Genomic DNA, 24,421 nt, shown 5'->3' with positions numbered 1-24,421 from the left:
CTTGCGTAGTTGAGTTGGGTCGTAAACGCTCATAAGTATATACTTGCCCATACATGTACAAGGTTGCAACCTAAATGGAATGTATATCGCCGGAGGATCTAATGCTTGATATCAAGTTTGTTCGCGAGAACCCCGATGCCATCGATGTCGCCATGGCTAACCGCCAGACGTCTTGGGATCGCGAGAAGTTCTTTGAGCTCGACGACGAGCGTCGTGCCGTCATCACCGAGGTCGAGGAACTTCAAGCCACGCGCAATGCCGAGTCCAAGAAGATCGGCGCCCTGATGAAGGAGGGCAAGAAGGACGAGGCTGAGGCCGCCAAAGAGGCCGTGCGCGCCGTCAACGAGAAAATTGACGGTCTGGCCGAGCGCCGCACCGCCCTCGAGCAGGAGCAGTACGACTTCATGGCTCACCTGCCCAACATTCCTTGCGAGGCCACGCCGTACGGCAAGGACGAGGACGAGAACATCGAACGCCGTCGTTGGGGCACCCCGCGCGAGTTCGACTTCGACTTTAAGCCGCACTGGGATCTGGGCACCGACCTCGATATCCTTGACTTCGAGCGCGGCAACAAGCTCTCCGGCAGCCGCTTCACCGTTCTCGGTGGCGCCGGCGCCCGTCTTGAGCGCGCCCTCATCAACTTCTTCCTCGATACGCACACCAGCCGTGGTTTTAAGGAGTGGTGGCCGCCCATCGTCGTCAAGCGTCAGACCATGTTCGGCACGGGCCAGCTGCCCAAGTTCGAGGACGACGCCTATCACGTCTCGGGCGACAACTTCCTGATCCCCACCGCCGAGGTCGTGCTCACCAACCTGCACGCCGGTGAGGTCCTCGACGCCGATACCCTGCCGCGCCGCTACACCGCCTTCACCCCCTGCTTCCGCGAGGAGGCCGGCTCCGCTGGTCGCGATACCCGCGGCATCATTCGCCAGCACGAGTTCGACAAGGTCGAGATGGTCAAGTTTGCCAAGCCGGAGGAGTCCGACAAGGAGCTCGAGAGCATGACCGCCGAGGCCGAGTTCCTGCTGCAGCAGCTGGGTCTTCCGTATCGCGTGATTAGCCTGTGCACCGGCGACCTGGGCTTCTCTGCCCGTCAGACCTACGACGTCGAGGTCTGGCTGCCGAGCTACAACGCCTACAAGGAGATCAGCTCCTGCTCCAACTGCGGTGACTTCCAGGCCCGTCGCGCCAACATCAAGTATCGCGACCCCGAGAACTTCAAGGGTTCGCGCTATCTGCACACCCTCAACGGTTCCGGTCTGCCGGCTGGCCGTACCATGGCAGCCATTCTGGAGAACTACCAGAACGCTGACGGCACCATCACGATCCCCGAGGTTCTGCGTCCCTACATGGGCGGCCTCGAGAAGATCGAGCCGGTCGCGTAGATTGGCTGCATAAGCGATTTGCTAGGGCACTCCTTTTTGGGGTGCCCTTTTTGTGTGCGGCCATACCATGCTGTGCGGACAGCTCAATAGAAAACACACGAACAACTGTTCTGTATACAGCCATCTACCTGCTATGCTTTTGCTAAATAAGAGCGAGAGAAAGGGGACGCGATGGAGCTGTTTGATGATCGGGTGGTTTTGTTTGAGAGCGACGAGGGCGGGGAGTACCTGCTTGTGACGTGTGAGCCGTCTGGCATGGGTGGCCTGGTGGTTCGACAGACGAGCGAGGGTCCGTTGACCCAATGGTGCTACGAGGAGTCGCCGCATGTGGTTGAGACGTTTGTGGCGCACGAGGGGCTTGTGGCCCTGGAGCATTTCTATGGGGTCCGGACATCTAACCAGGTTGCTCGCATGTTGAGTATCTCGTTTGCCGATTATGATTGTGCCCAGCGGGTGAGATCGCTCCTGAGGGAACTTGATGCTAAGTTTGACGTGATCGAAAAGCCAATCGATCGTACGGGGAACGACGGTATATGCGGAGCAGCATGACAAAACTGCGTTCCAAAAAAAGTTTGAGATTGTGCTTGACTCCAATAAGCTAAAGTGGTTTTATATGTTTTGCGCTGCGGCGTTACCTCAGCTGGATAGAGGGTCTGACTACGAATCAGAACGTCATAGGTTCGAATCCTATACGCCGCACCAATTGAAATTGAAAGCCTCCGGCAACGGGGGCTTTTCTTTTATGCCGCCACCGCATGGATTCGAACCTCGGTCGAGGCGCGAGCGTGAAGCGGACGCGGAGCGTCCGTAGCGAGCGGGCGAGCACGCCGGCAGGCGGGCGAAGCCGGCGCGGATCCGCGGAGCGGATGCGCGGAATCCTATACGCCGCACCAACTGAACTTTAAAGCCTCCGGCAACGGGGGCTTTTCTTTTATGGCAACACCGCATGGATTCGAACCTCGGTCGAGGCACGAACAACTTAATTATCACTCCGTAAAATTTTTTCTAATTGTCGCTTGACCCATCGGGGGCTCGCGTGCATAATAATCCGTGCGTTGCGGCGTTACCTCAGCTGGATAGAGGGTCTGACTACGAATCAGAACGTCATAGGTTCGAATCCTATACGCCGCACCAATTGACTTTAAAGCTCCCGGCGACGGGGGCTTTTCTTATATCGCGATGCGTCGAAGATCGCGCCAAGCCCTCCAAATGATTAAAAATCAAATTCGATAACTTTTTTTGAAAAAATGCTTGACCATTATTCAGTCCCTGTGCATAATAATCAACAAGTTGCGGCGTTACCTCAGCTGGATAGAGGGTCTGACTACGAATCAGAACGTCATAGGTTCGAATCCTATACGCCGCACCATTTGAGATTAAAGCTCCCGGCAACGGGGGCTTTTCTTTTACGTAAACACCGCATTGATTCGAACCTCGGTCGAGGCGCGGGCGTAAAGAAAACGCGGAGCGTATTTAGCCCGCGGGCGAGCACGCCGGCAGGCGGGCGAAGCCGGTGCGGATCCGCGCAGCGGATGCGCGGAATCCTATACGCCGCACCATTTGAGATTAAAGCTCCCGGCAACGGGGGCTTTTCTTTTACGCCAGCTTGAGTGCTTTCGTCCAAAGGGACGATTTCCTGTCGACTCGTGTAAGATTCCGAGTAGATGTCGCGACTTATTCGCGACCGCTCCTTCTCAAGCGACCGATCAGGGTGATATTTCGTGGCAGAGCGTCCGACATACAAGCTCAGGTTTCTCGATCCCAAGAAGCGCTTTCCGGCGATGTCCGAGCAGCCTGCGGGACGCTCATATGGCGTGGTCTGGAAACTCTTTGGCGAGGATCAGCATGAATCTTGTTATGTCGTCGAATTCGTTGGCAAAAGCCATGTGTCGCTTTTGGGCTACGTAAGCGTTTCGGGTGAGGTGTACAAGGTGGACCGCCCCGTTAGCGAGGCTCCGCTGCCCAACGATCCCGACATGGAACTGGTCCTTGACGAGTCGGACTCCGGTATTGGTGAGATTATGGTGAGGGGAGCAAACGGCACGATGCGCGCGTGCGCGCGAACCGTCGGCTCTCCCGAAGGCCCCATGCGCGAACAGTCCGATCACGAGACATGGAATTCGACCCGCTCCCTTCCTTACGGTGAGTTCATGGCATCGATGTTCCTGCGCTACGTGATATTCGCTGACTCCGAAAATACCATTGCGAGCACGGAGGACGCCGACGGACTCGACGAGGGTATGCAAAACGTTGTCGACAAGATCAAGCTCGTAAAGTTGCCCGAGCCGGTCGAGGTGTTTTTGGGCTTTAACACGGCACCGCTCCCTGACGCTATCGAGACGCTGCTCTACCGCGTTGACCATGCCGAGAATCCGAGCGGTATCGAGCGCTATGCCGCCGCCCTTATGAGTGAAATTGACTTGCCCCGCTTGCGCACCATCGCCGCTAAGTCCGAGATGAGCCTGGCTCGCATCGATCGCTCAAAGCTTTTCTATCTCAATTTTGATCGCAGCCTGCTGGACCAGGACGAGATTGACATGCTGCTTGCCATCGAGTGCCGTCTTAACCGTCTCTCCGGCATCCTTGAGCACATCGGGGCCGGATTGGTCCCTGCGGCATCCTCGCCGAGCCTTGAGGGCTGCGCGCTCTTTGATGCGTGGCATATCGCCAAGACGACCAACGATGTTCCCCGACTGCTCGATACGGCCTCGAGCGATAACCCGTGGGGCAAACCGGGTACGGTGGCTTGCCAGCCGGGCGGTGAGTGGGATGTGCGTACCCGCTTCGCGCGTATTGTCGAGGCACTTAACGTGGTCACGCGGCTCGACTATACCTATCGGGCAAACGTTGCCGAGGGGATCATGCTCGTTCGGTTTGGGCAGTCTGTCGTTGATGCCATGCCGCAACGTGAATACGACGCTCAAGATGACGCCTGGCGCGAGTTGGACGAGGACGCGCGTGCGATCTGGGCCGCGGAGCACGATGCGCGCGTGGCACTCACGCTTGCAGCAGCGTGTTTTGCCGCGGGCACCTGCATCACGCGCTGCTATGTGCAGATTGCTGCTCCCGGCAGTGAGCAGGGCGAGCGCGTTGTCGCAACGTATTTCTTTGGGCGCGCGGCCTATCTGGCCGATTGCGTGCCTGTCGTCAAGGATCTTGAGAGCATGGACATGGACGATATGCCGTGCAAGCGTGTACTTGAGGCGTATGAGTCAACCGCTCCGGAGACGATTGAGCCTGCGGAGGTTCATGCTCGTCCGCGTGATGACCATCGCACGCTGCCGCCGGCGCTGCGCGATCTGCTGCTTGCCGATACGGCTGACGAGTTGGAGGTCATGGAAGAGGACGACGACCCATACGTGGCCCGTGTTGTTGAATTGCGCGAGCAGGCAAAAGTCGACCGTACAGGTGCTTTTGAAGGCTTTTCCCGTCTTGTCGAGGAGTTGGAGGCTAAGTGCGCCGTCGCCGAGCTTTTGGCGACAGGTCCGGTTCAAACGCAGTTTTGCGATAACCAGCTGGTGCGCATGGTGCTACCGGTGTTGGAAGAAGACCGCTCTGTGCGAATCCTTCGTGCGCCCGATGCGCTGTACTTTGCCCAGCACGAGATCTGCAGTTTTTACGCCGAGCAAGAGGACTTTGAACGAGCACTGCCCGAGGTGCGCCATCTTTACGATCTGGCGCGCTCGTCCATGCAGTCGCACTTTGCGCTCATCAACGTGCTCGCGCGTCTGGAGCGCTTTGACGAGATTATCGAGGTGGCGCGCCACGGCCTACGTATTGCCAGCGATCGTTCTGCAATCGGCTACCTGTTCTATCGCTTGGCGTTTGCCTATTGGAATTGCGATCAGCTCGACCTGGCGCTGGCTTGTTACCGTCTGGTGCCGCGCGGCGAGGAGTCGGGCAGCAGCGCGCTGGAAGAAATGCAGGGCCTTATGAACGAGATGGGTGTCAGCGAGCCTCCGACGTTCGAGGAAGCGGTCGAGACCATCCGCAGGGCTGGACTCGAATTGCCGCCCGTGCCCGCGGTGGCCAACCAGCTTGCGGATGCCGCCGTGCAGCTGGTCGATAACGGCTTCTTTTTCCTGGCGCGCGGTTGCATCTTCCAAATGTGGCGTACCATGGGCAACGACGAGCTCGGCTCCCTCAACCGCTCGCTGGGGTAGGGGCGAAAACTGCAAGGAGGAAAGGCCGCCGGGCAATTAGAAAATTCCCTCTTGCCCAACTTCGACTGTTTGGTTACTATAGAACGGCTGTTACGGAGAGCTGACCGAGAGGCCGAAGGTGCTCGCCTGCTAAGCGAGTATGCCCCAAAAGGGCATCTGGGGTTCGAATCCCCAGCTCTCCGCCAGTACGAATTTGAAGAAGGGTCCCATTTGGGGCCCTTTTTATTATCAAGAATGGCGGCTGGGGATTCGAACCCGAGAGGGCACGGGCGTTAAGCAAACGCGAAAGCGTTTGTAGCCCGTGGGCGAAAAGCCGCCAGGCTTTGAAGCTGGAGGGCATGCGCAGCATGCCCGGACATCCCCAGCTCTCCGCCAGTATGACTTGAAAGAAGGGTTCCGAAAGGGGCCCTTTTTTAGTTGAACCACGTTAGCTGGGGATTCGAACCCTCAAAAAAAGAGGCATCCTTTCGGACGCCTCCTTTCAGTGGGCTTATTATTCTTGCGCACTACACCTCGGGCGCCTTGGCGACGGTCTCGCTTTCTGCCGTGAGCGGGCGGTTGTCGATGCGACGGCCCAGACGGTCGAGCTTCACAAGGAGCCATTCAATGGGATTCGGCCCAGCGCCTTCTTCGTCGGCAACCAGGTCCATGACGGCGATCTTGGTGCCGTCCTGCTTGAGCGTAACGCTACCCACCTTATCGCCCACATGCACCGTGCCCGAAAGATCGTCGTAGCTAACCTTTTCGGTCACCTCGCCGGCAAGGGAAAACACGGTCGCTTGCGCCGTAGGATCGGCGAGCGTGGCGTCGATCGTCTTATCCGTCCAGTCGGTTTGGCCAATACGCGCCATAAGCGGGTTGCCGTTGGCGGTCTTTTCCTGCGTGTTGGCGATTGCGACCGTCACCTTGTGACCGTAGTACCAATTGGCAAGGGTTGCGGTATCGGTAAAGCGCTGGTCGGTGGTGGTGGAGTTCAAAACGACGGTGTAGATCTCGTCGCCGTCGCGGTTGTAGGCACCCGTAAAGCAATAGCCCGCGTCGTCGGTGGTGCCGGTCTTGCCACCGATGTTGCCATCTTGGCCCAGCAAATAGTTATGCGTGTCCATGGAATGCGAATGGTCGGCGCCGTCGGCGCCCGTGACCTCGATCCAGGAATCCTCGCTCGCTACGACCTCGCGGATCGTGTCGTTTTTCATGGCCTCCTGCATCATCAGCGCTACGTCGTGTGCGGTTGAGTGCATATCGCCAGCCCACTCATCAAAGTCCAGACCATGCGGGTTTTCAAAAAGCGTACCGGTGCAGCCGAGCTTCTTAGCGCGCTCGTTCATGGCCTTCACAAAGGTGGCCTCGGCGTCTTTGGTCTTAGGCTCGATCTTCTTGCCCACATATTCGGCGAGCACGATGGCGGCGTCGTTGCCCGAGGGAATCATCAGGCCGCGCAGTGCCTGCTCCACGGTAAGCTCGTCGCCTTCGAGCAAGCCGGCGGTCGAATTGCCCACGGTGGCCGCGGTGTTGCTTACCGTGACCTTCTCGTCCATCTTGCAATTCTCGACGGTTAGGATTGCGGTCATGACCTTGGTGATCGAGGCGATTTTGACCTGCTCATCGGCGCCGCGCCCATAGTAGACGGTGCCGTCTTTGCCCATGACGAGGGCATTGGTCGCATCGATATCGGGCAGGTTTTCGGCCGTGATGCCGCGCGCATCGGCGGTTTTGCCGCAAACATTGTCGGTCGTGAGCACTTGGGCGCCGGCGACGGTGGGCACGCCAGCGGCAAGGGCGATAGCGCAGACAAAGCCGGCGGCAAGCTGGGCTGAGCGCTTTGCAAAAGAGATGAGGGACTTCACAGATTTCGCTTTCGACGGGATGGTCTCTTCTGGAACTAGAGTATATCGTTTGCCGGTGTCGGCGATCATCGCGTGCGTGCGTGGCCCACATCCGCGCCCGAACGGGCACAAGGGTGCTTAAGGCCGACTTAATCACCCACGCTTGTTGTGTGTGGCATGCGCCCCCTCGGGCATAATGGAGCGCGAGAGGAGCACGCATGAACGAGCGCATTTTGGTAGTTGATGACGAAAAGGCCATCGCCGACTTGGTTGGTATCTACCTTACAAAAGAAGGCTTTGACGTACAGGTCGCCTATAGCGGGGCCGATGCTGCCAAGGCAATCTTGGAGCAGGAGTTTGATCTGGCGCTGCTGGATGTCATGCTGCCCGATATCGATGGCTTTGAGCTGCTACGTACGATCCGTTCCAGCCATACCTATCCCGTGATCATGCTGACGGCGCGCGATGCCCAGCAAGACAAGATCGAGGGCCTTTCGCTTGGCGCGGACGATTATGTGGTCAAGCCGTTCCGTCCGCTTGAGCTCATCGCACGCGTGCACGCTCAGCTTCGTCGCTACACCAGCTACGGTAGCCGCGCGCAGGCGGCCGAGTCGCCGACCATCCAGCTCGACGGCCTTGAGATCAACCGCGATGCTCGTTCCGTGACAGTGGACGGTTCACCGGTTCGCCTCACGCCCATCGAGTATTCCATCTTGCTGTATCTGGTCGAGCATCGCGGCAGCGTGGTGGCCGTGGAGGACCTGTTCCGCGCGGTGTGGAACGAGGATTTTATGCCCGGCTCCAACAATACGGTGATGGTGCACATTCGCCACCTGCGCGAAAAGATCGGCGACGACGCTCAAAAGCCGCGCTTTATCAAAAACGTCTGGGGCGTCGGCTACATAATCGAATAACGCCTTTGATGGTGGGGAAGTGGATATGACAAAAGACGATAGGCAGGCATTCGAGGTGCCCGATCGACTCTTTGAATACGTGAGGTCGGTCGTCGACAACCGCGCGCTTGCAACGGTGCTGCTCTTTTTGCTGAGCCTGCTGCTGATTGGCATCGATAACATCGCTGGAATCTTGGCGGTGCTGCTTGTCGGCTTTTTGCTGATCGATCGATTTGAAATCGTACGCCGCTGCGTGGTGATTGGCGGTGCCGCGTGGGCCATGACGTTGGCGATTGGCGCCATGGCACTCGGCGGCATCGAAGGGCCGGTGCTGTTCGATGCCGGCTTTGTATTCAACATGCTTGGCTTTGTGCTGGCGCTTGCCGTGTGCGTGCTGTTCTTTTGCGGCCGCGCCCTGTACTACCAGGGCTATGAGCAGGGCGAGCAGCATGCCGATTGTGTGCTGGCCGCTCGTATTCAAGATCGCCTGATCGATCACCCCGACACCTGGGACAACATCGACGGCGACTTCCTGGAGGTCGAGGGCGCACTCAACCGTGTGCGCGATCGCGAGCGCAAGGTGCAACAGGCCTTGCGTGACGAGTCTCATCGCAAGGACGATCTGGTCACGTACTTGGCACATGACCTACGCACCCCGCTTGCCAGTGTGGTGGGCTATCTTTCGCTGCTGCAAGAGGCTCCTGAGCTGCCGGTTGAGCAACGTGCGCACTTTACGGGCGTGGCGCTCGACAAGGCGCACCGGCTCGATGCACTCATCGAAGAGTTCTTCGATATCACGCGCTTTGACTTCCACGATATCGTGCTCACGCGCGGCTATGTTGATCTGGGGTTGCTGCTGGCTCAGGTGGCTGACGAGTTCTATCCCATCCTCAACGAGCAACATAAGGAAGCCCAGGTTGATATTCGCGAGGACCTGACGGTGCTCGTGGATGGCGATAAGATGGCCCGCGTGTTTAACAACATCATGAAAAACGCCGTCGCCTATAGCTATGAGGGCTCGACTATCACGATTGAGGCCAGGCGCCAAGACGATGGCGGCGTGCGCGTGCGCTTTATCAATCAGGGCGATCCTATCCCTGCGGCTAAGCTCAAGGTGATCTTTGAGAAGTTCTATCGCCTGGATGCGGCGCGTGCGACCAATCGCGGTGGTGCCGGTTTGGGCCTTGCTATTGCCAAGGAGATCATCGCGGCACACGGCGGTACCGTTGCATGTGAATCGACGCCCGAACACACGATATTCACCATCGAGCTGCCCGCCGCATAGCTAGCGTGCCCTTACAAACACTTGACAATGTGCTCACGTGCGTATGAGCCGCGATTCCTACTATCGATACTGCTGAATTGATATCGATATGGAGGTGTGCGGTATGACGGCTGCTGCGGCTGTGGAGCCCACGGAGCTTGAAGAACTCATGGAAGCGCAGGCCGAGGCCGCGCATGAGCGCGAGGTTGGGGATGCGACTCGCCCCACGGCAGAGGATCTTGCCGCCTCGCCGACGCGCATCGACGTCGAGGGCCTCGACCTGTTCTATGGCGACCACCATGCGCTCAAGGACGTGAATATCAAGATCCGCGACAAGCAGATCACCTCGTTCATCGGGCCTTCGGGCTGCGGAAAGTCCACGTTGCTGCGCTGCTTTAACCGCATGAACGACGGCATCAAGGATTGCCGCATCGAGGGCAAGATTGCGCTCGATGGTCAAGATATCCTGGGCGATTGCGACATCTGCCGTTTGCGCCAGCGCGTGGGCATGGTGTTCCAACGCCCCAACCCATTTCCCATGAGCATCTACGACAACGTCGCCTACGGTCCTCGCGGTATGGGTGTGCGCGACCGCGCCGTGCTCGATGAGCTGGTCGAGGACTCCCTGCGTCGCGCTGCCCTGTGGGACGAGGTCAAGGACAAGCTCAAAGAGTCGGGCCTGGGTCTTTCGGGTGGACAGCAGCAGCGCCTGTGCATCGCCCGCGCACTTGCCGTGCAGCCCGACATTCTGCTGATGGACGAGCCCACGAGCGCCCTCGATCCCGTGTCGACGCTGGTGGTGGAGCAGCTTGCCTGCGAGCTCAAGGAGACCTGCACGTTGGTGGTCGTTACGCACAATATGCAGCAGGCGGCGCGCATCTCCGACTCGGTCGCGTTTTTCTTGCTGGGCGAGCTGGTGGAGCACGCGCCCACCGCTCAGCTCTTCAAAAAACCGACCGATTCGCGCACAGCGGATTATTTGACGGGACGTTTTGGCTGATACCATCTCGTAAAGGTACCTTTAGGGTTAAGATGCGGTCATGCCGGCCGCAAAGGGGTTCAACATGATCTACTACGTCGAGGACGATGACAACATCAGGGATTTGACGGTCTATGCGCTGCGCAAGCAGGGAATCGAGGCCGAGGGCTTTTCGTGCGACGGCGAGTTTAAGGCCGCCGTGGCGCGACGGGTACCCGATGCCGTCCTGCTCGACATCATGCTGCCCGATACCGATGGTTTGGCGATTATGCGTCGCCTGCGCGCCGACCGCCTGACGGCGACGGTGCCCATCATGATGCTTACTGCCAAGGACACCGAGCTCGACAAGGTGATGGCGCTCGATGGCGGTGCCGACGATTACCTGACTAAGCCGTTTTCGCTCATGGAGCTTGCGAGCCGTTGCCGCGCACTGCTGCGTCGCGGCGGCATGGTCAAGCAGGCGAGCGATGTGCTCAGTGTGGGCGACATCGTGCTCTCGCCCAGCCATCGCGAGGTGACCGTTGCCGGCGAGCCGCTTAAGCTCACCCTGCGCGAGTTCGACCTGCTTGAGTATCTCATGCGCAAGCCCGGCGTGGTCTTTACCCGCGAGTCGTTGCTGCAGAGCGTGTGGGGCTGGGACTTCGACGGCGGTTCGCGCACCGTTGACGTGCACGTGCAGACGCTTCGCCAAAAACTGGGCGAGCATGCCAGCGCCATCGAGACCGTGCGCGGCGTGGGCTACCGCTTGGCTGAGCCTTCTGCCGGTGATGGTGCCGAAGGTGACGACACCGCGTCCACCGCATCGGAGGAGTAACCCGTGGTCTTCGCCCCCCAGGGAAAACAAACGCTATCGCACCGCGTTTTTGTGACGATCTTTGTTTGCGCCATGGCGGTTATCGTGGCGTTTACGGTGCTGGGTGCGTTCTTTGTGCAAAACACCTTGGCGGATGCCACGAGTGCCAATCTGGCGCAGGAAACCGAGCTCATTGCTGCCGCCCTCGACGAGCAGCAGGAGCCCATCCCGTTCTTGCGTAGCCTCGATCGCGAGGACTTACGCATCACGCTGATTAACAAGGATGGATCGGTTGCCTACGACAACGAGGCGTCGCCTTCCACACTGCCCAACCATGGCGATCGCCCCGAGGTCATCGAGGCCTTTGAGAGTGGTTCGGGTTCCGCGGAGCGCGCAAGCTCTACACTCGACGAGATTATGCTGTATCGCGCCGTCACCCTTGATAACGGCCAGGTCGTTCGCTTGGCGCAGGCCCAGCCTGGCGTTGCGGCGATTTTGCTGTCGATGCTGGCGCCGATGCTGCTTATCGCAGCAGCGGGTGCGGTACTCTCGTTTTTCATGGCGCGCCGCGAGTCCCGTGCCATCATCGCGCCGTTGCAAGAGGTGGATTTGGACCACCCGCGCCGTAGCTATGAGCACGCCTATGCCGAGATGGTCCCCATGCTTGAGCGTATCGAGTCGCAGCGCCAGGAACTCAAGCGCCAAATGGCGGTGCTAGCGGACAACGACCGTATGCGCCGCGAGTTCACGGCGAATATCACTCATGAGCTCAAGACGCCGCTTACGGCGATTTCGGGCTATGCCGAGCTCATCGCAAACGGCATGGTTGAGGGCGAGGATGACCTGCGCAACTTTGGCGGTCGTATCTATCGTGAGGCGGGCCGCTTGGCAGCGCTTGTCAACGATATCCTTACGCTGTCTAACTTGGACGAGGCCGAGCGTGCGACTGAGGGCGAGGCGGTGCCCATTGGGTCCACGGAGCCTATTGAGCTCTCGCGTGCCATCTACACGGTTGAGCAGCGTCTTGAACAGGTCGCCCGTCAAGCGAATGTGACGATAAGTCATGAGACCAAGCCTGTGGTCATCGAAGGCGTGTCGCGCTTGATTGACGAGCTCATCTACAATCTGGCAAGCAACGCCATCCGCTACAATCGACCCGGCGGTATGGTTGCGCTGCAGTGCGGCACCAACGACGAAGGTCATCCGTTCCTCGCGGTCGCCGACACGGGAATCGGTATCGCGCCTGAAGAACAGGGCAAGGTATTTGAGCGGTTCTATCGCGTGGACAAGAGTAGATCCAAGGCACGCGGCGGAACCGGCCTGGGGCTTGCCATTGTCAAACATGCGGCCCTGTATCATCACGCCACGCTCGATCTGTCGAGCGAGTTGGGCGTGGGAACCACCATTACGGTGACGTTTCCCATACAGCAGGACGAGCCATTCGCATAGCGATACAACATAGATATTGATGTAGACGCCGCATCGGACTTTCGGGTGCGGCGTTGTTGTGCAATTTTACGATTGCTTCCGTCATTTTTACAGGAGAGCCTGTTTCTTATGTATAGAGTTTGGTCTCGGTAAAAAGATGCGATAACATACGGACAGTTTTGTCAATCCGAACTGGGGAAATGAAAGGCAAGCTGCATGACCCTTCTCGAACTGTTCCAGCTGCTCAAAAAGCACCTCAAGCTGGTCATCACCCTTCCGGTGGTCTGCGCGATCGCCATGGGCATCGTGTCCTTCGTTGCGATGGACAACACCTATACCGCGACGACGAGCATGTACATTCTCGCCAAGACCGACGATAGCGGTCAGATGAGCTACAACGATCTCTCGGCGAGCCAGATGCTTTCCAACGATATCGCCACGCTGCTTGATAGCGATAGCGTTAAGAGCGGCGCCGCCAAAGAACTGGGCCTCACCGATCTGGATGACTACAAGGTGTCTGTTTCCTCCGAGACCACCACGCGTGTCATTACGCTTTCGGTTACCGGTACCGATGCCAAGGAGACGGCTGAGGTCGCAAAGGCCATTGCCAGCTCGGTGAGTACGGTCGCTCAGAACGTCGGCGCTGCCCAGAGCATCAACGTTATCGACGAGGCTAAGACCCCCGAAGCCCCCAGCGGCCCCAAGCGTACGCTGTATATTGCCGTCGCGTTCCTCGCCGGTATCTTTATCGCAGTTGCCTATGTCGTTTTGGCAGACATGCTCAATACCCGCATCCGCGGTGCCGAAGAGGCAGAAGAGCTCCTGGGTATTCCCGTTGTTGGCCGAATTCCGGCTATGAAAGGTGGTAAATAGGCATGGCTAAGGCAAAGAACACCGATAAGCTCGTTGTACAGAATGCCGCCAAGACCCTTCTGGCCAATATCCGCTTTGCGAGCGTGGACGACCCCATTCGCACCATCACCGTTACCTCCTCGATTCCCAACGAGGGCAAGTCTACGGTTTCCATTAACCTTGCTCAGGCAATCGCCACGAGCGGCAAGTCCGTGCTCCTGGTCGAGGCCGATATGCGCCGCAGGTCCCTTTCCGATATGCTCGGCGTTCGTTCGCGCGGCGGACTCTATGCGGTCCTTTCCGAGCAGATCTCCATTGACCAGGCAATTGTCGAGACGGGTCAGAAGAACTTCTACTTCCTCGATGCCGAGCCGCACATTCCCAATCCTGCCGATATCATCGTCTCTCACCGCTTTGCCAAGCTGGTAAAGGCACTGTCTGCTAAGTTCCAGTACGTCATCTTCGATGCTCCTCCGGTCGGCACCTTTATCGATGCTGCCGAGATTGCCAGCCTGACCGACGGCACGCTGTTCGTGGTGCGCGAGGACTTTACCAAGCGCGAAGAGGCGCTCAACGCTATCGCCCAGCTTAAGAAGTCCGAGAAGGTCAAGCTCATCGGTACCGTCATGAATTACTGTGAGACCGAGACCAGCGAGTACTACTATTCTTACTACACCAAGGACGGTAAGAAGGTTAAGAAGGGCTCCGACAATCAGGGCACTTCCAAAAAGGGCATCTTCACCAACCGAGCAAACGTTTAGTTGATTAAGGCCGACCTATGCGTGACATTCATTGCCATATCTTGCCGGGTGTAGACGACGGCGCCGCCGATCTTGATGAGAGCTTGGCGATGCTCGAGGCTGCCAAGCGGGCCGGTGTAACCAGAATCGTTTGCACTCCTCACTGCCGTGATCCCTATTTTGATTACGACAAGATGTGGGATGCCTTTGAGCTACTGCGCGATAACGCTGACGGTTTTCCGCTTCAGATGGGCTTCGAGGTCAACCATCGAAAGCTCGTTGAGCTTGGTATCGATGCCGCGGAGCACCTGCATTTCGATGGGACCAACGAGTTTCTGCTCGAGCTTTCGACGCATGCCGATGCGTATGCGTTTAGAGAGTACGAGAACACGATTTACGATTTGCAGTGCCGTGGCTACCAGGTGATCATCGCTCATCCTGAGCGCTATCGTGCGGTTCAAAAGGATGTAAGCGTGGCGGAGCGCCTGGTCGATATGGGCTGCAAGCTGCAAGCTTCGGCGGACTTTATTGCCGGCGGTCGCTTTGGTCGCGAGAAAAAGCCGGCACAGCGCCTGTTCGATCAGAACCTGTACAGCTTCATCGCGAGCGATGCCCATAACGTGGGTCATTACGATTGCCTGGCGAAGGCTCGCGCGAAGTTTAGCGTGCGCGGAGCTCATTTTCGCTAAAATCTGTCCCTAACGTTCGCATTGAATGAAAGGGCAGCATGGATATCCAACTTAAGACGGGATGCTTTGATGACGCGGCGTTGGTGCGCCGCGTCGTTTTTATGGACGAGCAGGGCTACGAGAATGAGTTCGACGCTATCGACGAGGATCCGAACTGCATTCATGTGACGCTCTATGTAGACGGCGAGCTTGCCGGTTGCTCGCGCGTGTTTCCCGAAGAGCTTGAGCGCGCGGCTGACGCAGAGGCTCCGGTGTCGCCGGCGTGCGACTTGGACGAAGGTGTCGCGGCGGGGGAGACCTACATTATGGGGCGCGTGGCCGTGCTGCCGAGCATGCGCCGTCGCGGTCTGGCGAGCAAGATTGTCGAGGCCAGTGATGCCGCCGCGCGTGATGCCGGTGCCAAGCTCATTAAGCTGCATGCTCAGGAATACGTGCTACCGCTCTATGTCAAGGCGGGCTACACGCAGATTGCCCCGGTGGACTATGAGGATGAAGGCCAGCCTCATGCCTGGATGGCCAAGCGCGTAGATGGCAGATAGGGACGTTCCTTTCCTGCCGGCAGTTTGGGACACTCCTTGGCAATTGGCGCATCAGAGCGCTCGGACATACAGTTTTTCGATTCCGTATGTATATATGCGCGCTAATGGGTTATAAAATCTAAGTCTGAACATAGCAGGTCTGCGATGCGGCTCGGGCAACCGGGCCGTTTTTGCGGGCAGGGGTAGCGCGAAAGGACTGCACATGCGTCAATTTAAGACCGAGAGCAAAAAACTGCTCGACCTCATGATCAACTCCATTTACACCAATAAGGAAATCTTCCTGCGCGAGCTTATCTCCAACGCGAGCGACGCCGTCGACAAGCTCAACTTTAAGAGCCTGCAGGATCCGAGCGTTAAGCTCGACCAGGGCGACCTGGCCATTCGCGTCTCCTTCGATAAGGATGCCCGCACCATCACGATTTCGGATAACGGCATCGGCATGACCGCTGAGGAGCTCGAGCGCAACCTGGGCACCATCGCCCACTCCGGCTCCGAGGAGTTTAAGACCGAGAACGCCGAGCAGCAGGGCTCCGATGTCGACATCATCGGTCAGTTTGGCGTGGGCTTCTACTCGGCTTTTATGGTCGCCAGCCATGTGAAGGTCGTCAGCCGCGCCTATGGCGAGGATGTCGCCCATGTGTGGGAATCCGACGGTCTTGAGGGCTACACCATCGAGGACGGCGAGCGCGCCGAGCACGGTACCGATGTCATCCTGACGCTGCGCGAGAACGAGAAGCTCGATGCCGACGGCGAGGCCGAGACCTACGATCGCTTCCTGACCGAGTGGGGCCTCAAGAGCCTGATTCAGCAGTACAGCAACTATGTGCGCTACCCGATTCAGATGATGGTGAGCAAGAGCCGCCAGAAGCCCAAGCCCGAGGACGCTGGTGACGACTACAAGCCCGAGTACGAGGACTATCAGGAGCTCGAGACCATTAACTCCATGACGCCGATCTGGAAAAAGCGCAGCTCCGACGTTGAGCAGAAGGATTACGACGAGTTCTACAAGTCCACGTTCCACGACTTTGACGATCCCGCGCGCACTATCAGCTTTCATGCCGAGGGCACGCTCGAGTACGATGCCCTGCTGTTTGTGCCGGGCCGCGCCCCGTTCGATCTGTACAGCAAGGACTACGAGAAGGGCCTGGCGCTCTACAGCTCCAACGTTCTGATTATGGAGAAGTGCGACGACCTGCTGCCCGACTACTACAACTTTGTGCGCGGTGTCGTGGACTCTGCCGACGTGACGCTCAATATTTCGCGTGAGACGCTGCAACAGAACCGTCAGCTCAAGGCCATCGCCAAGCGTGTGGAAAAGAAGATAACCGCCGATCTTGAGGATATGCGCGACAACGACCGCGAGGCCTACGAGAAGTTCTTTGAGAACTTTGGCCGCGGCCTTAAGTACGGCATCTACTCGAGCTATGGCATGAAGGCCGATGAGCTCGCCGACCTGCTGCTGTTCTGGTCTGCCAAGGAGCAGAAGATGATTACCCTGGCCGAGTATGCCAAGGGTATGCCCGAGGACCAGAAGGCCATCTACTACGCCGCCGGCGATTCGCGTGAGCGCTTGGCCAAGATGCCCGTGGTAAAGGGCGTGCTCGACCGCGGCTATGACGTGCTGTTGCTGACGCAGGATGTGGATGAGTTCACGTTCCAGGCTATGAGTGAGTACGTTGCCGCCGATATGCCTAAGATCTACGAGGACGACGCCGCCCGCGAGGCTGCCGAAAAGGCCGTGGCCGACGGTGCCGAGCCCGAGGTCGAGGATCGTCATCTGGAGCTCAAGAACGTTGCGACTGGCGATCTTGATCTGGCGACCGAGGACGAGAAGAAGGAGGCCGAGGACGCCACCAAGGAAAACGAGGACCTCTTTAGCGCTATGAAGGAGGCGCTCGGTGACAAGGTCGAGAAAGTTGCCGTCTCCGCGCGCCTGACCGATGCCCCCGCTTGCATCACCACCGAGGGCCCGCTTTCGCTCGAGATGGAGAAGGTGCTCCAGAAGGGACCCGAGGGTGCGCCCGACGGCATGCCCAAGAGCCAGCGCGTGCTCGAGCTCAACGCCAAGCACCCGGTCTTTGACAAGCTTGTCGCTGCCCAGAAGGCAGGTGACGCCGACAAGATCAAGCAGTACTCCGGCCTGCTCTACGATCAGGCCCTGCTGGTCGAGGGTATCCTCCCCGAGGACCCCGTTGCCTTCGCGGCGGCTGTCTGTGAGCTTATGTAACTAGGTAGTTACGCGGTTTTACCAAACCGCGTAACTGCTCGACGCTGCAAGCCCGCCAGAGCGGCAATCTGCCTTTCAACTTCGGCGGCATGACCAGAAGGTCAATGCCGCCTCGTTTCAAGGCACCTTGCTCGCTCTGGCGGGCTTTCGCTGTCTGCGACAAAACATCGGCGTTGTTATGGGTGGTCGTTGAGGATGTTCTTAAATGACTACTTGAATTGCTAATTTGTGCGGGTTGTGGTTTTATGACCTGCTGATATTAAAGATACTGTACAACTGTACACTAACTCATCTTCGTAGTATATTGCTACCCGCAAAACTCAATACCATTGTGCTTCGAGACGCTAAAGCGCCTACGTACAATGGTTTTTGATAGTACGATTTGATTCAACGACAGGATGGATGGTCCAAGCGTGAGTCTCGGCAGCAAACTATCCGATGCAAAGGTCTCCTTTGCGATATTCAAGCGCGACATTAAGCGACTGCTTGTGAACCCCGTCGCCTTGGTGGTTACCCTGGGCGTGTGCGTTATCCCCTCGCTGTACGCTTGGTACAACATCGTGGCTAACTGGGATCCATATGGAAACACCCAGGGCATTAAAATCGCTATCGCCAACAACGATCAGGGCACCCAGAACGACCTAGTGGGCGAGCTCAATGCGGGCGATAAGGTGGTCGACCAGCTCAAGGAAAACGATCAGCTGGGCTGGACCTTCGTCGATTCGGCCGCCGATGCCAAAGAGGGCGTCGAGAGCGGGGAATACTACGCGGCGATCGTAATCCCCAAGAACTTCTCCGACAATCTGGTCTCGATGCTCGACGGCAACTACCATCAGCCCAAGCTTACGTACTACGCCAATGAGAAGAAGAGCGCCATTGCGCCCAAGGTCACCGATACCGGTGCCAACACCATCGAGGAGCAGATCAACTCGGAGTTTGTCTCCACGGTGGGCGAGACCGTTGCCAGTATTGCCAAGGATGCCGGAGTCGATTTAAAGGACAAGGCAACCCAGACTCAGGATTCGCTGGCAAGCTCGGTGTCCGAGGCATCCGATACCTTGGGCGAGGTACGCGATTCGATTGGCGACATGAATGCCGCCATCGATAAGACGAGTGGTTCCATTGACTCAGCAGATGCAGCACTTGCCGGTCTGCAGGGTCAGGCGCCGTCGCTGACGCAGGCGATCTCCCAGGGCAACGACCTGCTGGGCGAGGCTCGCGCCACGGCGGGTAACTCCATCGCCTCGCTCTCCAAGGCGCTCTCGGAAGGCAGCCTTGCGCTCACCAAGACGTCGGCTTCCGCGAATGCTGCCATCGGCAAGTTGACGGGCACGGTCACATCTACGACCACCCGCATCGATAACTCGCTCGAGTCTCTCCAGGCAACGATCGATCACAATAAGGCCGTTATCGGGCACTTGGAAATTCTCGTCAATGACACGTCGACGGGTTCCAAGGAAATTGACGCGCGCATTGTAGCGACCATCGATTTGCTTCGAGAGCAGAATGAAAAGCTTCAGAGCGTTAAGGACGGTCTGTCCGCGCAGTCGAGCGCCATGGCAAATGATGCCGCGGCTGTCTCGGGCGCCAGCGACGCTATCAATAACGCAATTCAGACCGGTGCGACCAACCTTGGCCAGGCCCAGACGGACCTGGGTCAAAACGCGCTGCCGAAGGCCTCGAGCGCGCTCGATTCCTTTGCGGCCGTCTCGGGCGATCTGACGGGAATCGTATCTGGCCTCACGCCTACCATTGCAAGTGCACGCGGTACGCTTTCGCAGCTCGATGCCACGCTCGGTCAGGCCAAGACCACCTTGGCCCAAACCGACGTCTCCCTTGCCAAGGTCCAGGACAAGCTTGCAACCGCCGCTAACGACATCGCGGCGCTGCAGACCTCTGAGTCTATGGGCGAGTTAGCCGACCTCATGGACGTCGACGTCAATGACGTGGCAGATTTCATGGCATCTCCGGTTGAGCTGACGTCCAAGTCAATCTATCCGGTCAAGAGCTTTGGCTCGGGCATCGCGCCCTTCTACACCAATCTGGCGCTGTGGGTAGGCGGCTATGTGCTCATCGCCATCTACAAGCTCGAGGTCGACCGCGAGGGCATCGGTAGCTTTACAGCGCGTCAGGGCTACTTTGGCCGCTGGCTGCTGCTGGTGATCCTGGGCGCGTTCCAGGCCATTATCGTTACGGTGGGCGACCTGGTCATTGGCGTTCAGTGCGTCAATCCGCTGCTCTTTGTGCTGGGCGGCATCGCTATCTCGTTCGCCTACGTCAACATCATCTACGCGCTGTCCACCACCTTTAAGCATATCGGTAAAGCCATTGGCGTCATCCTCGTCATTGTGCAGATCCCCGGCTCGTCGGGCATGTATCCTATCGAGATGATGCCCGGCTTCTTCCAGTGGCTGCATCCGCTGCTGCCCTTTACCTATGGCATCAACCTGCTGCGCGAGACCGTCGGCGGCATGTACTCGTTCAACTACCTGTTCAACCTGTGCATTCTGGGCGTGTTCCTTATCATCGCGCTCTTTATCGGTCTGCAGCTGCGCCCGTTGCTGCTCAACCTCAACCTGCTCTTTGATAAGCAGCTTTCCACGACGGGCCTCATGATCTGCGAGTCCAACGACCTGCCGCGCCAGCGCTATTCGCTGCGCACGGCCATGCGCGTCATGCTCGATTCGGATTCGTACCGTCGCGAGCTGCTCGATCATGCCGTGGCGTTTGAGCATCGCTACCCGTACTACATCAAGGGCGGTTTTGCCGCCGTGGTAGGCGTGCAGGTTCTGCTCTTTGTGCTCTCGACGGTGCTCGATATCGACAATAACGGCAAGATCATCCTGCTCGTTATCTGGATCATTTCGGTTATCGCCATCTGTGGCTGGCTCATCAACATCGAGTACATCCGTGCGAGCCTCAATACCCAGATGCGTATCTCGGCGCTTTCGGACGAGGATCTTCGCCGTGAAATGCGCGAGCACACGGCTGCCATTCCTGCCGCTCGTCGCATGTTTGGTCTCAACGCCAGCGAGCGGGGCACCAAGGACAGCGAACAGCCCACGAGCCGTCTGCCGCATATCGGTGCGCATCGTAAAGCTCATGATGCCGACGGCGTTGACAACGTAAACGGAAACGACGGGGATACCACCCCGCTCGGCAAGCACTCCAAAGGAGGTGAGGCATAAATGAAGAACATCCTGCACCTGTTTAAGCGTGATGTCCAAAACGTGTCTCGCTCCGTGATCGGCATGGTCGTCGTGATGGGCCTGATCATCGTTCCGTGTCTCTATGCATGGTTTAACATCGCCGGCAGCTGGGATCCCTACGGCAATACCGGCAACCTTAAGATTGCAGTGGTCAACACCGACGAGGGCTACGAGAGTGATCTGATTCCCGTCGAGGTCAACGTGGGCGAAAACGTAACCGCCACCCTGCGCGGCAATGAGAACTTCGACTGGGTCGTCCTCAACGACCGCGATAAGGCGATTGAGGGCGTTAAGTCGGGCGCATACTACGCTGCCGTCGTTATCCCTAAAACGTTTAGCGCCGACATGATGACGCTTTTCTCGACCGAGGTGAAGCACGCCGATATCGAGTTCTACGAGAACCAGAAGGCCAACGCCATCGCCCAGATCGTGACCGAAAAGGGTTCGAGCGCCGTCCAGAGCCAGGTGAATGAGACCTTTACCAAGACCATCACGACCATCGGTCTTAAAACCGTGTCCAGCCTGCTCGACTATATGAGCACCGACCAGGTGAGCAACTTTATCGCCAATCTGTCCTCGGCGCTCGGTGATTCGGTCCAGGACCTGCAGGACGTTCAGGCCAGCGCAACGTCGCTTGCGGGCATTTTGAGCTCCACGTCCGATTCGCTGACGTCGGCGAGCGGCATGCTCAAGCAGACGGGCACCGTCGACGAGTCGACGAAGCAGCTGATGGAGCACGCCAAGAGCGGCATCAATGATTCCAAGGAAGCGCTCAAGGCCGCCAACGATGTCGTTGACGCGGCGATTGACGGAAGCGCGGGCTCGTTCGACAACGTATCCGCCGAGCTTGCGAAGGCATTGGGCACCGCAAACCAGCATGTGCACCTTACGGTGTCCCAACTCAACGATGCCGCTGCGGCCCTCGATGCGCGCGCCAAGGATATCGATGCGATGGCCGATCAGCTCCGCAACCTTGCCGACCAGGTGAGTGATGACAAGCTCAAAGACGGTCTCGAGTCCGCTGCGACGTCGCTGGGCAGAATTGCCGTGGAGTACCGCAACAATGCGAAGGACCTGACGGCGACCGCAAAGTCCCTTTCGGACGGCATGGCGGAGGTCAACAACTCGCGTGCCGAGGTCGACCAGGCCATCGCCGATGCCAAGGCGGGTATCTCGGGAGCCAAGTCCGACTACGATTCCACGTTCTCGGTTAAGGCCAAGGAGCTCAAGAAGACCATTTCGGGCGTTCTGGATTCCCTGAACGGTATCTCGGGTGACTTGGATAGCGCTGTGAGCGGTCTGACCGACGCATCCGGTTCGCTGGCAAAGGGCCTCTCCAAGGCTGCAAAGCTGGTCAACAAGGCTTCTGATCAGCTGGGTGAGGCATCGGACAAGATCAGCGCCTTTAAGGACGAGCTCGATGGCGCCCTGATGTCGGACGACCTTGCCACGATCAAGACGATGATCGGCAACGATCCCGAGGGTTTGGCCGTGTCGCTTTCCGGCCCCGTCGCGCTCGACCGCAAGCCGGTCTATCCGATCCGCAATTACGGTTCGGCCATGGCGCCGTTCTATACGATCCTGTCGCTGTGGGTCGGCTCGATCGTGCTGGCGGCCATGATGAAGGTATCGGTTGACGATGAGCTCATCAACGAGCTGATCCCCGTGCGCCTGCACGAGATCTACCTGGGCCGCTACCTGTTCTTTGGAGGTCTGGCCCTGCTGCAGGCGACACTCGTGTGCGCGGGCGACATCCTGTTCTTTGGCATCCAATGCGACAACCCGCTGCAGTTTGTGCTGGCGGGCTGGGTCGCGAGTCTCGTGTTCTCCAATATCGTCTACACGCTCACGGTTTCGTTTGGCGATATCGGCAAGGCGCTCGCTGTCGTGCTGTTGGTCATGCAGGTCGGCGGTTCAGGCGGTACGTTCCCCATCGAGATGACCGGCCCCGTGTTCCAGGCGATCTACCCGTTCCTGCCGTTTACCCACGGCATCAACGCCATGCACGCTGCCATGGCCGGTGCCTACCATATGGAGTACTGGATTGAGCTGGGCATTCTGGCGAGCTACCTGATTCCGTCGCTGGCCCTTGGCGTCGTCTTCCGCCGCCCGGTCATCAAAGCCAACGACTGGATCATCGAAAAGCTGGAGTCGACTAAGTTGATCTAGTTCAGCCAGGTAAACGCCGTCGGAACATCGAGATCTTCCAGTTTGATACTTTATTATGCTGGATTGCGATGCAACACCGGTTGTTGCTACAGTAGCGGGGCGTGCCGGGGGTCCGGCGCGTCCCGTTTTTATTTGACCATGAGGCGGCACGCAGCCATACGCGTGCGGACACCACGCCCAGATTGAGTGTGAGGATGTTCCATGGCCCAATACGCTGCCAACGAAATCGAAAACTTGCCCGATAGCCCAGTAGCCCGTGAGGATTTGGGCGCGGGCGGTATTCCCCGGGGCGCCGGCGCACGCTCTCCGCTGTTCTGGAAGGTTCTGCTCCTTTCGGTGGCGGTCATCTGGGGCTACTCCTTTACCACTATGAAGGACGCACTCGGCACCATTCCGGTGTTCGCGCTGCTCTATGTACGTTTTCTGCCCGCAGCGTTGGTCATGTTTGCCGTCTTCCACAAGCGCATCATCGCGCACCTCAACGCTCGCAACCTGATCGTTGGCCTGAGTATGGGCGTGCTCATGTGGGCGGCCTATGCGTTGCAGACGGTCGGTCTGGCACATACTACGGCGGGCAAGAATGCTTTTTTGACGGGCACGTATTGCATCCTTGTGCCGTTCGCGAGCTATTTCCTGAGCGGCGAAAAGCTCACGCGCTACAACTTGGGTGCCGCGCTGCTGTGCCTAGCGGGCATTGGCCTCGTCGCACTCGATAGCGTTGAATTCAACATTGGTGACGTCATTACGCTGGCGGGTGCGGCCTTTTTCGCCATCCAGATGGCGGTGACTGCCAAGTACGGTCGCAAAATGGACATCAACGTCATCACGTTTTGGATGTTTGTGGGCAACGGCGTGCTGAGCCTGGCAACGTCGCTGCTATTCGAGACCCAAGCGCCTCTGTCCGTGTGGACGCCGAGCTTTATCAGTGCGATGGCGTTTCTCTCGGTGGGCTGCACATGCGCGGCTCTGCTCATCCAAAACGTCGGCCTGGCGCATGTCCCGGCCTCGACGGGCTCGCTGCTCCTTTCGATGGAGTCGCCTTCGGGTGTGCTGTTCTCGGTGCTGCTGATGGGGGAGGCGCTCACCTCGCGCCTGCTCGCCGGCTTTGCGCTCATCTTCCTGTCGATTATCTTGAGCGAGACTCACTTCGATTTTTTGCGTCGAAAGCCGCGCCCGCAATTGTAAACAACTTGTTGCGCCGCCCTCCCGGGGCGGCATTTTTTATTAAAGGCTTTAGCCTGTGCGGGGCGCGCAGCGCGCCGCAT

17 protein-coding genes and 4 tRNA genes are annotated in these 24,421 nt (G+C 58.3%); 20 read left to right on the top strand and 1 reads right to left on the bottom strand.

What is annotated here, in order from left to right:
* The first annotated feature begins 101 nt into the window (after window positions 1-101).
* The 7 genes from serS (at window position 102) to DW821_RS06310 (ending at window position 5,733) form a co-directional block, all read left to right on the top strand.
* Window positions 102-1,385 (top strand): serine--tRNA ligase, encoded by a 1,284-nt coding sequence (gene serS, locus DW821_RS06340; RefSeq protein WP_117563693.1) that lies wholly within the window; start codon window positions 102-104, stop codon window positions 1,383-1,385.
* Window positions 1,386-1,556: 171 nt separating this feature from the next.
* Window positions 1,557-1,934, top strand: a complete 378-nt coding sequence (locus tag DW821_RS06335) for a hypothetical protein (protein WP_117583806.1) — start codon at window positions 1,557-1,559, stop codon at window positions 1,932-1,934.
* A gap of 76 nt (window positions 1,935-2,010) precedes the next feature.
* A tRNA-Arg gene (locus DW821_RS06330) sits at window positions 2,011-2,087 on the top strand.
* Between the two features lie 355 nt (window positions 2,088-2,442).
* Window positions 2,443-2,519, top strand: a tRNA-Arg gene (locus DW821_RS06325).
* A 158-nt stretch (window positions 2,520-2,677) separates the two neighbouring features.
* Window positions 2,678-2,754, top strand: a tRNA-Arg gene (locus tag DW821_RS06320).
* A 352-nt stretch (window positions 2,755-3,106) separates the two neighbouring features.
* Entirely contained in the window at window positions 3,107-5,548 is a 2,442-nt protein-coding gene (locus DW821_RS06315) for a lipopolysaccharide assembly protein LapB (RefSeq protein WP_118066108.1), read from the top strand.
* Between the two features lie 94 nt (window positions 5,549-5,642).
* Window positions 5,643-5,733: transfer RNA gene (locus DW821_RS06310), tRNA-Ser, on the top strand.
* A gap of 321 nt (window positions 5,734-6,054) precedes the next feature.
* On the opposite strand, the gene DW821_RS06305 is transcribed toward DW821_RS06310, so the two are convergent.
* Entirely contained in the window at window positions 6,055-7,395 is a 1,341-nt protein-coding gene (locus tag DW821_RS06305; protein WP_158567551.1) for a D-alanyl-D-alanine carboxypeptidase family protein, read from the bottom strand.
* A gap of 197 nt (window positions 7,396-7,592) precedes the next feature.
* On the opposite strand from DW821_RS06305, the gene DW821_RS06300 reads away from it, so the two are divergent.
* The 13 genes from DW821_RS06300 to DW821_RS06240 all read left to right on the top strand — a co-directional run bounded on the left by DW821_RS06300 (window position 7,593) and on the right by DW821_RS06240 (window position 24,341).
* Entirely contained in the window at window positions 7,593-8,288 is a 696-nt protein-coding gene (locus tag DW821_RS06300) for a response regulator transcription factor (RefSeq protein WP_117628978.1), read from the top strand.
* A 25-nt stretch (window positions 8,289-8,313) separates the two neighbouring features.
* Window positions 8,314-9,552 carry a sensor histidine kinase KdpD gene (locus DW821_RS06295; protein WP_117647938.1) on the top strand — a complete coding sequence of 413 codons (1,239 nt, stop codon included), beginning with the start codon at window positions 8,314-8,316 and terminating at the stop codon, window positions 9,550-9,552.
* A gap of 103 nt (window positions 9,553-9,655) precedes the next feature.
* The gene (gene pstB, locus DW821_RS06290) at window positions 9,656-10,531 is read left to right on the top strand and encodes a phosphate ABC transporter ATP-binding protein PstB (RefSeq protein ID WP_199584302.1); all 876 of its coding nucleotides are present in this window, start codon (window positions 9,656-9,658) and stop codon (window positions 10,529-10,531) included.
* 64 nt (window positions 10,532-10,595) lie between these two features.
* Window positions 10,596-11,324 (top strand): response regulator transcription factor, encoded by a 729-nt coding sequence (locus DW821_RS06285; RefSeq protein WP_055250507.1) that lies wholly within the window; start codon window positions 10,596-10,598, stop codon window positions 11,322-11,324.
* Window positions 11,325-11,327: 3 nt separating this feature from the next.
* On the top strand, window positions 11,328-12,752 hold the full coding sequence (locus tag DW821_RS06280; RefSeq protein ID WP_118066104.1) for a cell wall metabolism sensor histidine kinase WalK: 1,425 nt from the start codon (window positions 11,328-11,330) through the stop codon (window positions 12,750-12,752).
* 195 nt (window positions 12,753-12,947) lie between these two features.
* Window positions 12,948-13,604 carry a YveK family protein gene (locus DW821_RS06275; RefSeq protein ID WP_055250503.1) on the top strand — a complete coding sequence of 219 codons (657 nt, stop codon included), beginning with the start codon at window positions 12,948-12,950 and terminating at the stop codon, window positions 13,602-13,604.
* Window positions 13,605-13,606: 2 nt separating this feature from the next.
* Window positions 13,607-14,344, top strand: a complete 738-nt coding sequence (locus DW821_RS06270; protein WP_118066102.1) for a CpsD/CapB family tyrosine-protein kinase — start codon at window positions 13,607-13,609, stop codon at window positions 14,342-14,344.
* 17 nt (window positions 14,345-14,361) lie between these two features.
* Window positions 14,362-15,012, top strand: a complete 651-nt coding sequence (locus DW821_RS06265; protein ID WP_022094060.1) for a tyrosine-protein phosphatase — start codon at window positions 14,362-14,364, stop codon at window positions 15,010-15,012.
* A 38-nt stretch (window positions 15,013-15,050) separates the two neighbouring features.
* Window positions 15,051-15,551 carry a GNAT family N-acetyltransferase gene (locus DW821_RS06260; RefSeq protein ID WP_118066100.1) on the top strand — a complete coding sequence of 167 codons (501 nt, stop codon included), beginning with the start codon at window positions 15,051-15,053 and terminating at the stop codon, window positions 15,549-15,551.
* Window positions 15,552-15,753: 202 nt separating this feature from the next.
* Window positions 15,754-17,778, top strand: coding sequence for a molecular chaperone HtpG (gene htpG, locus DW821_RS06255; protein WP_118066098.1), 2,025 nt, complete (start codon window positions 15,754-15,756; stop codon window positions 17,776-17,778).
* Between the two features lie 413 nt (window positions 17,779-18,191).
* Window positions 18,192-20,966: a YhgE/Pip domain-containing protein gene (locus DW821_RS06250; RefSeq protein WP_233553019.1), complete on the top strand. Its 2,775-nt coding sequence runs from the start codon at window positions 18,192-18,194 to the stop codon at window positions 20,964-20,966.
* A complete protein-coding gene (locus tag DW821_RS06245) occupies window positions 20,967-23,156 on the top strand; it encodes a YhgE/Pip domain-containing protein (RefSeq protein ID WP_118066094.1) in 2,190 nt (729 codons plus the stop codon).
* 201 nt (window positions 23,157-23,357) lie between these two features.
* Window positions 23,358-24,341 (top strand): DMT family transporter, encoded by a 984-nt coding sequence (locus DW821_RS06240; protein WP_117634248.1) that lies wholly within the window; start codon window positions 23,358-23,360, stop codon window positions 24,339-24,341.
* The last annotated feature ends 80 nt before the right edge of the window (window positions 24,342-24,421 follow it).

The sequence above is a fragment of the Collinsella sp. AM33-4BH genome (assembly GCF_003469205.1).
Taxonomy (GTDB): Bacteria; Actinomycetota; Coriobacteriia; order Coriobacteriales; family Coriobacteriaceae; genus Collinsella.
This window is presented reverse-complemented; position numbering and strand designations above follow the sequence as displayed.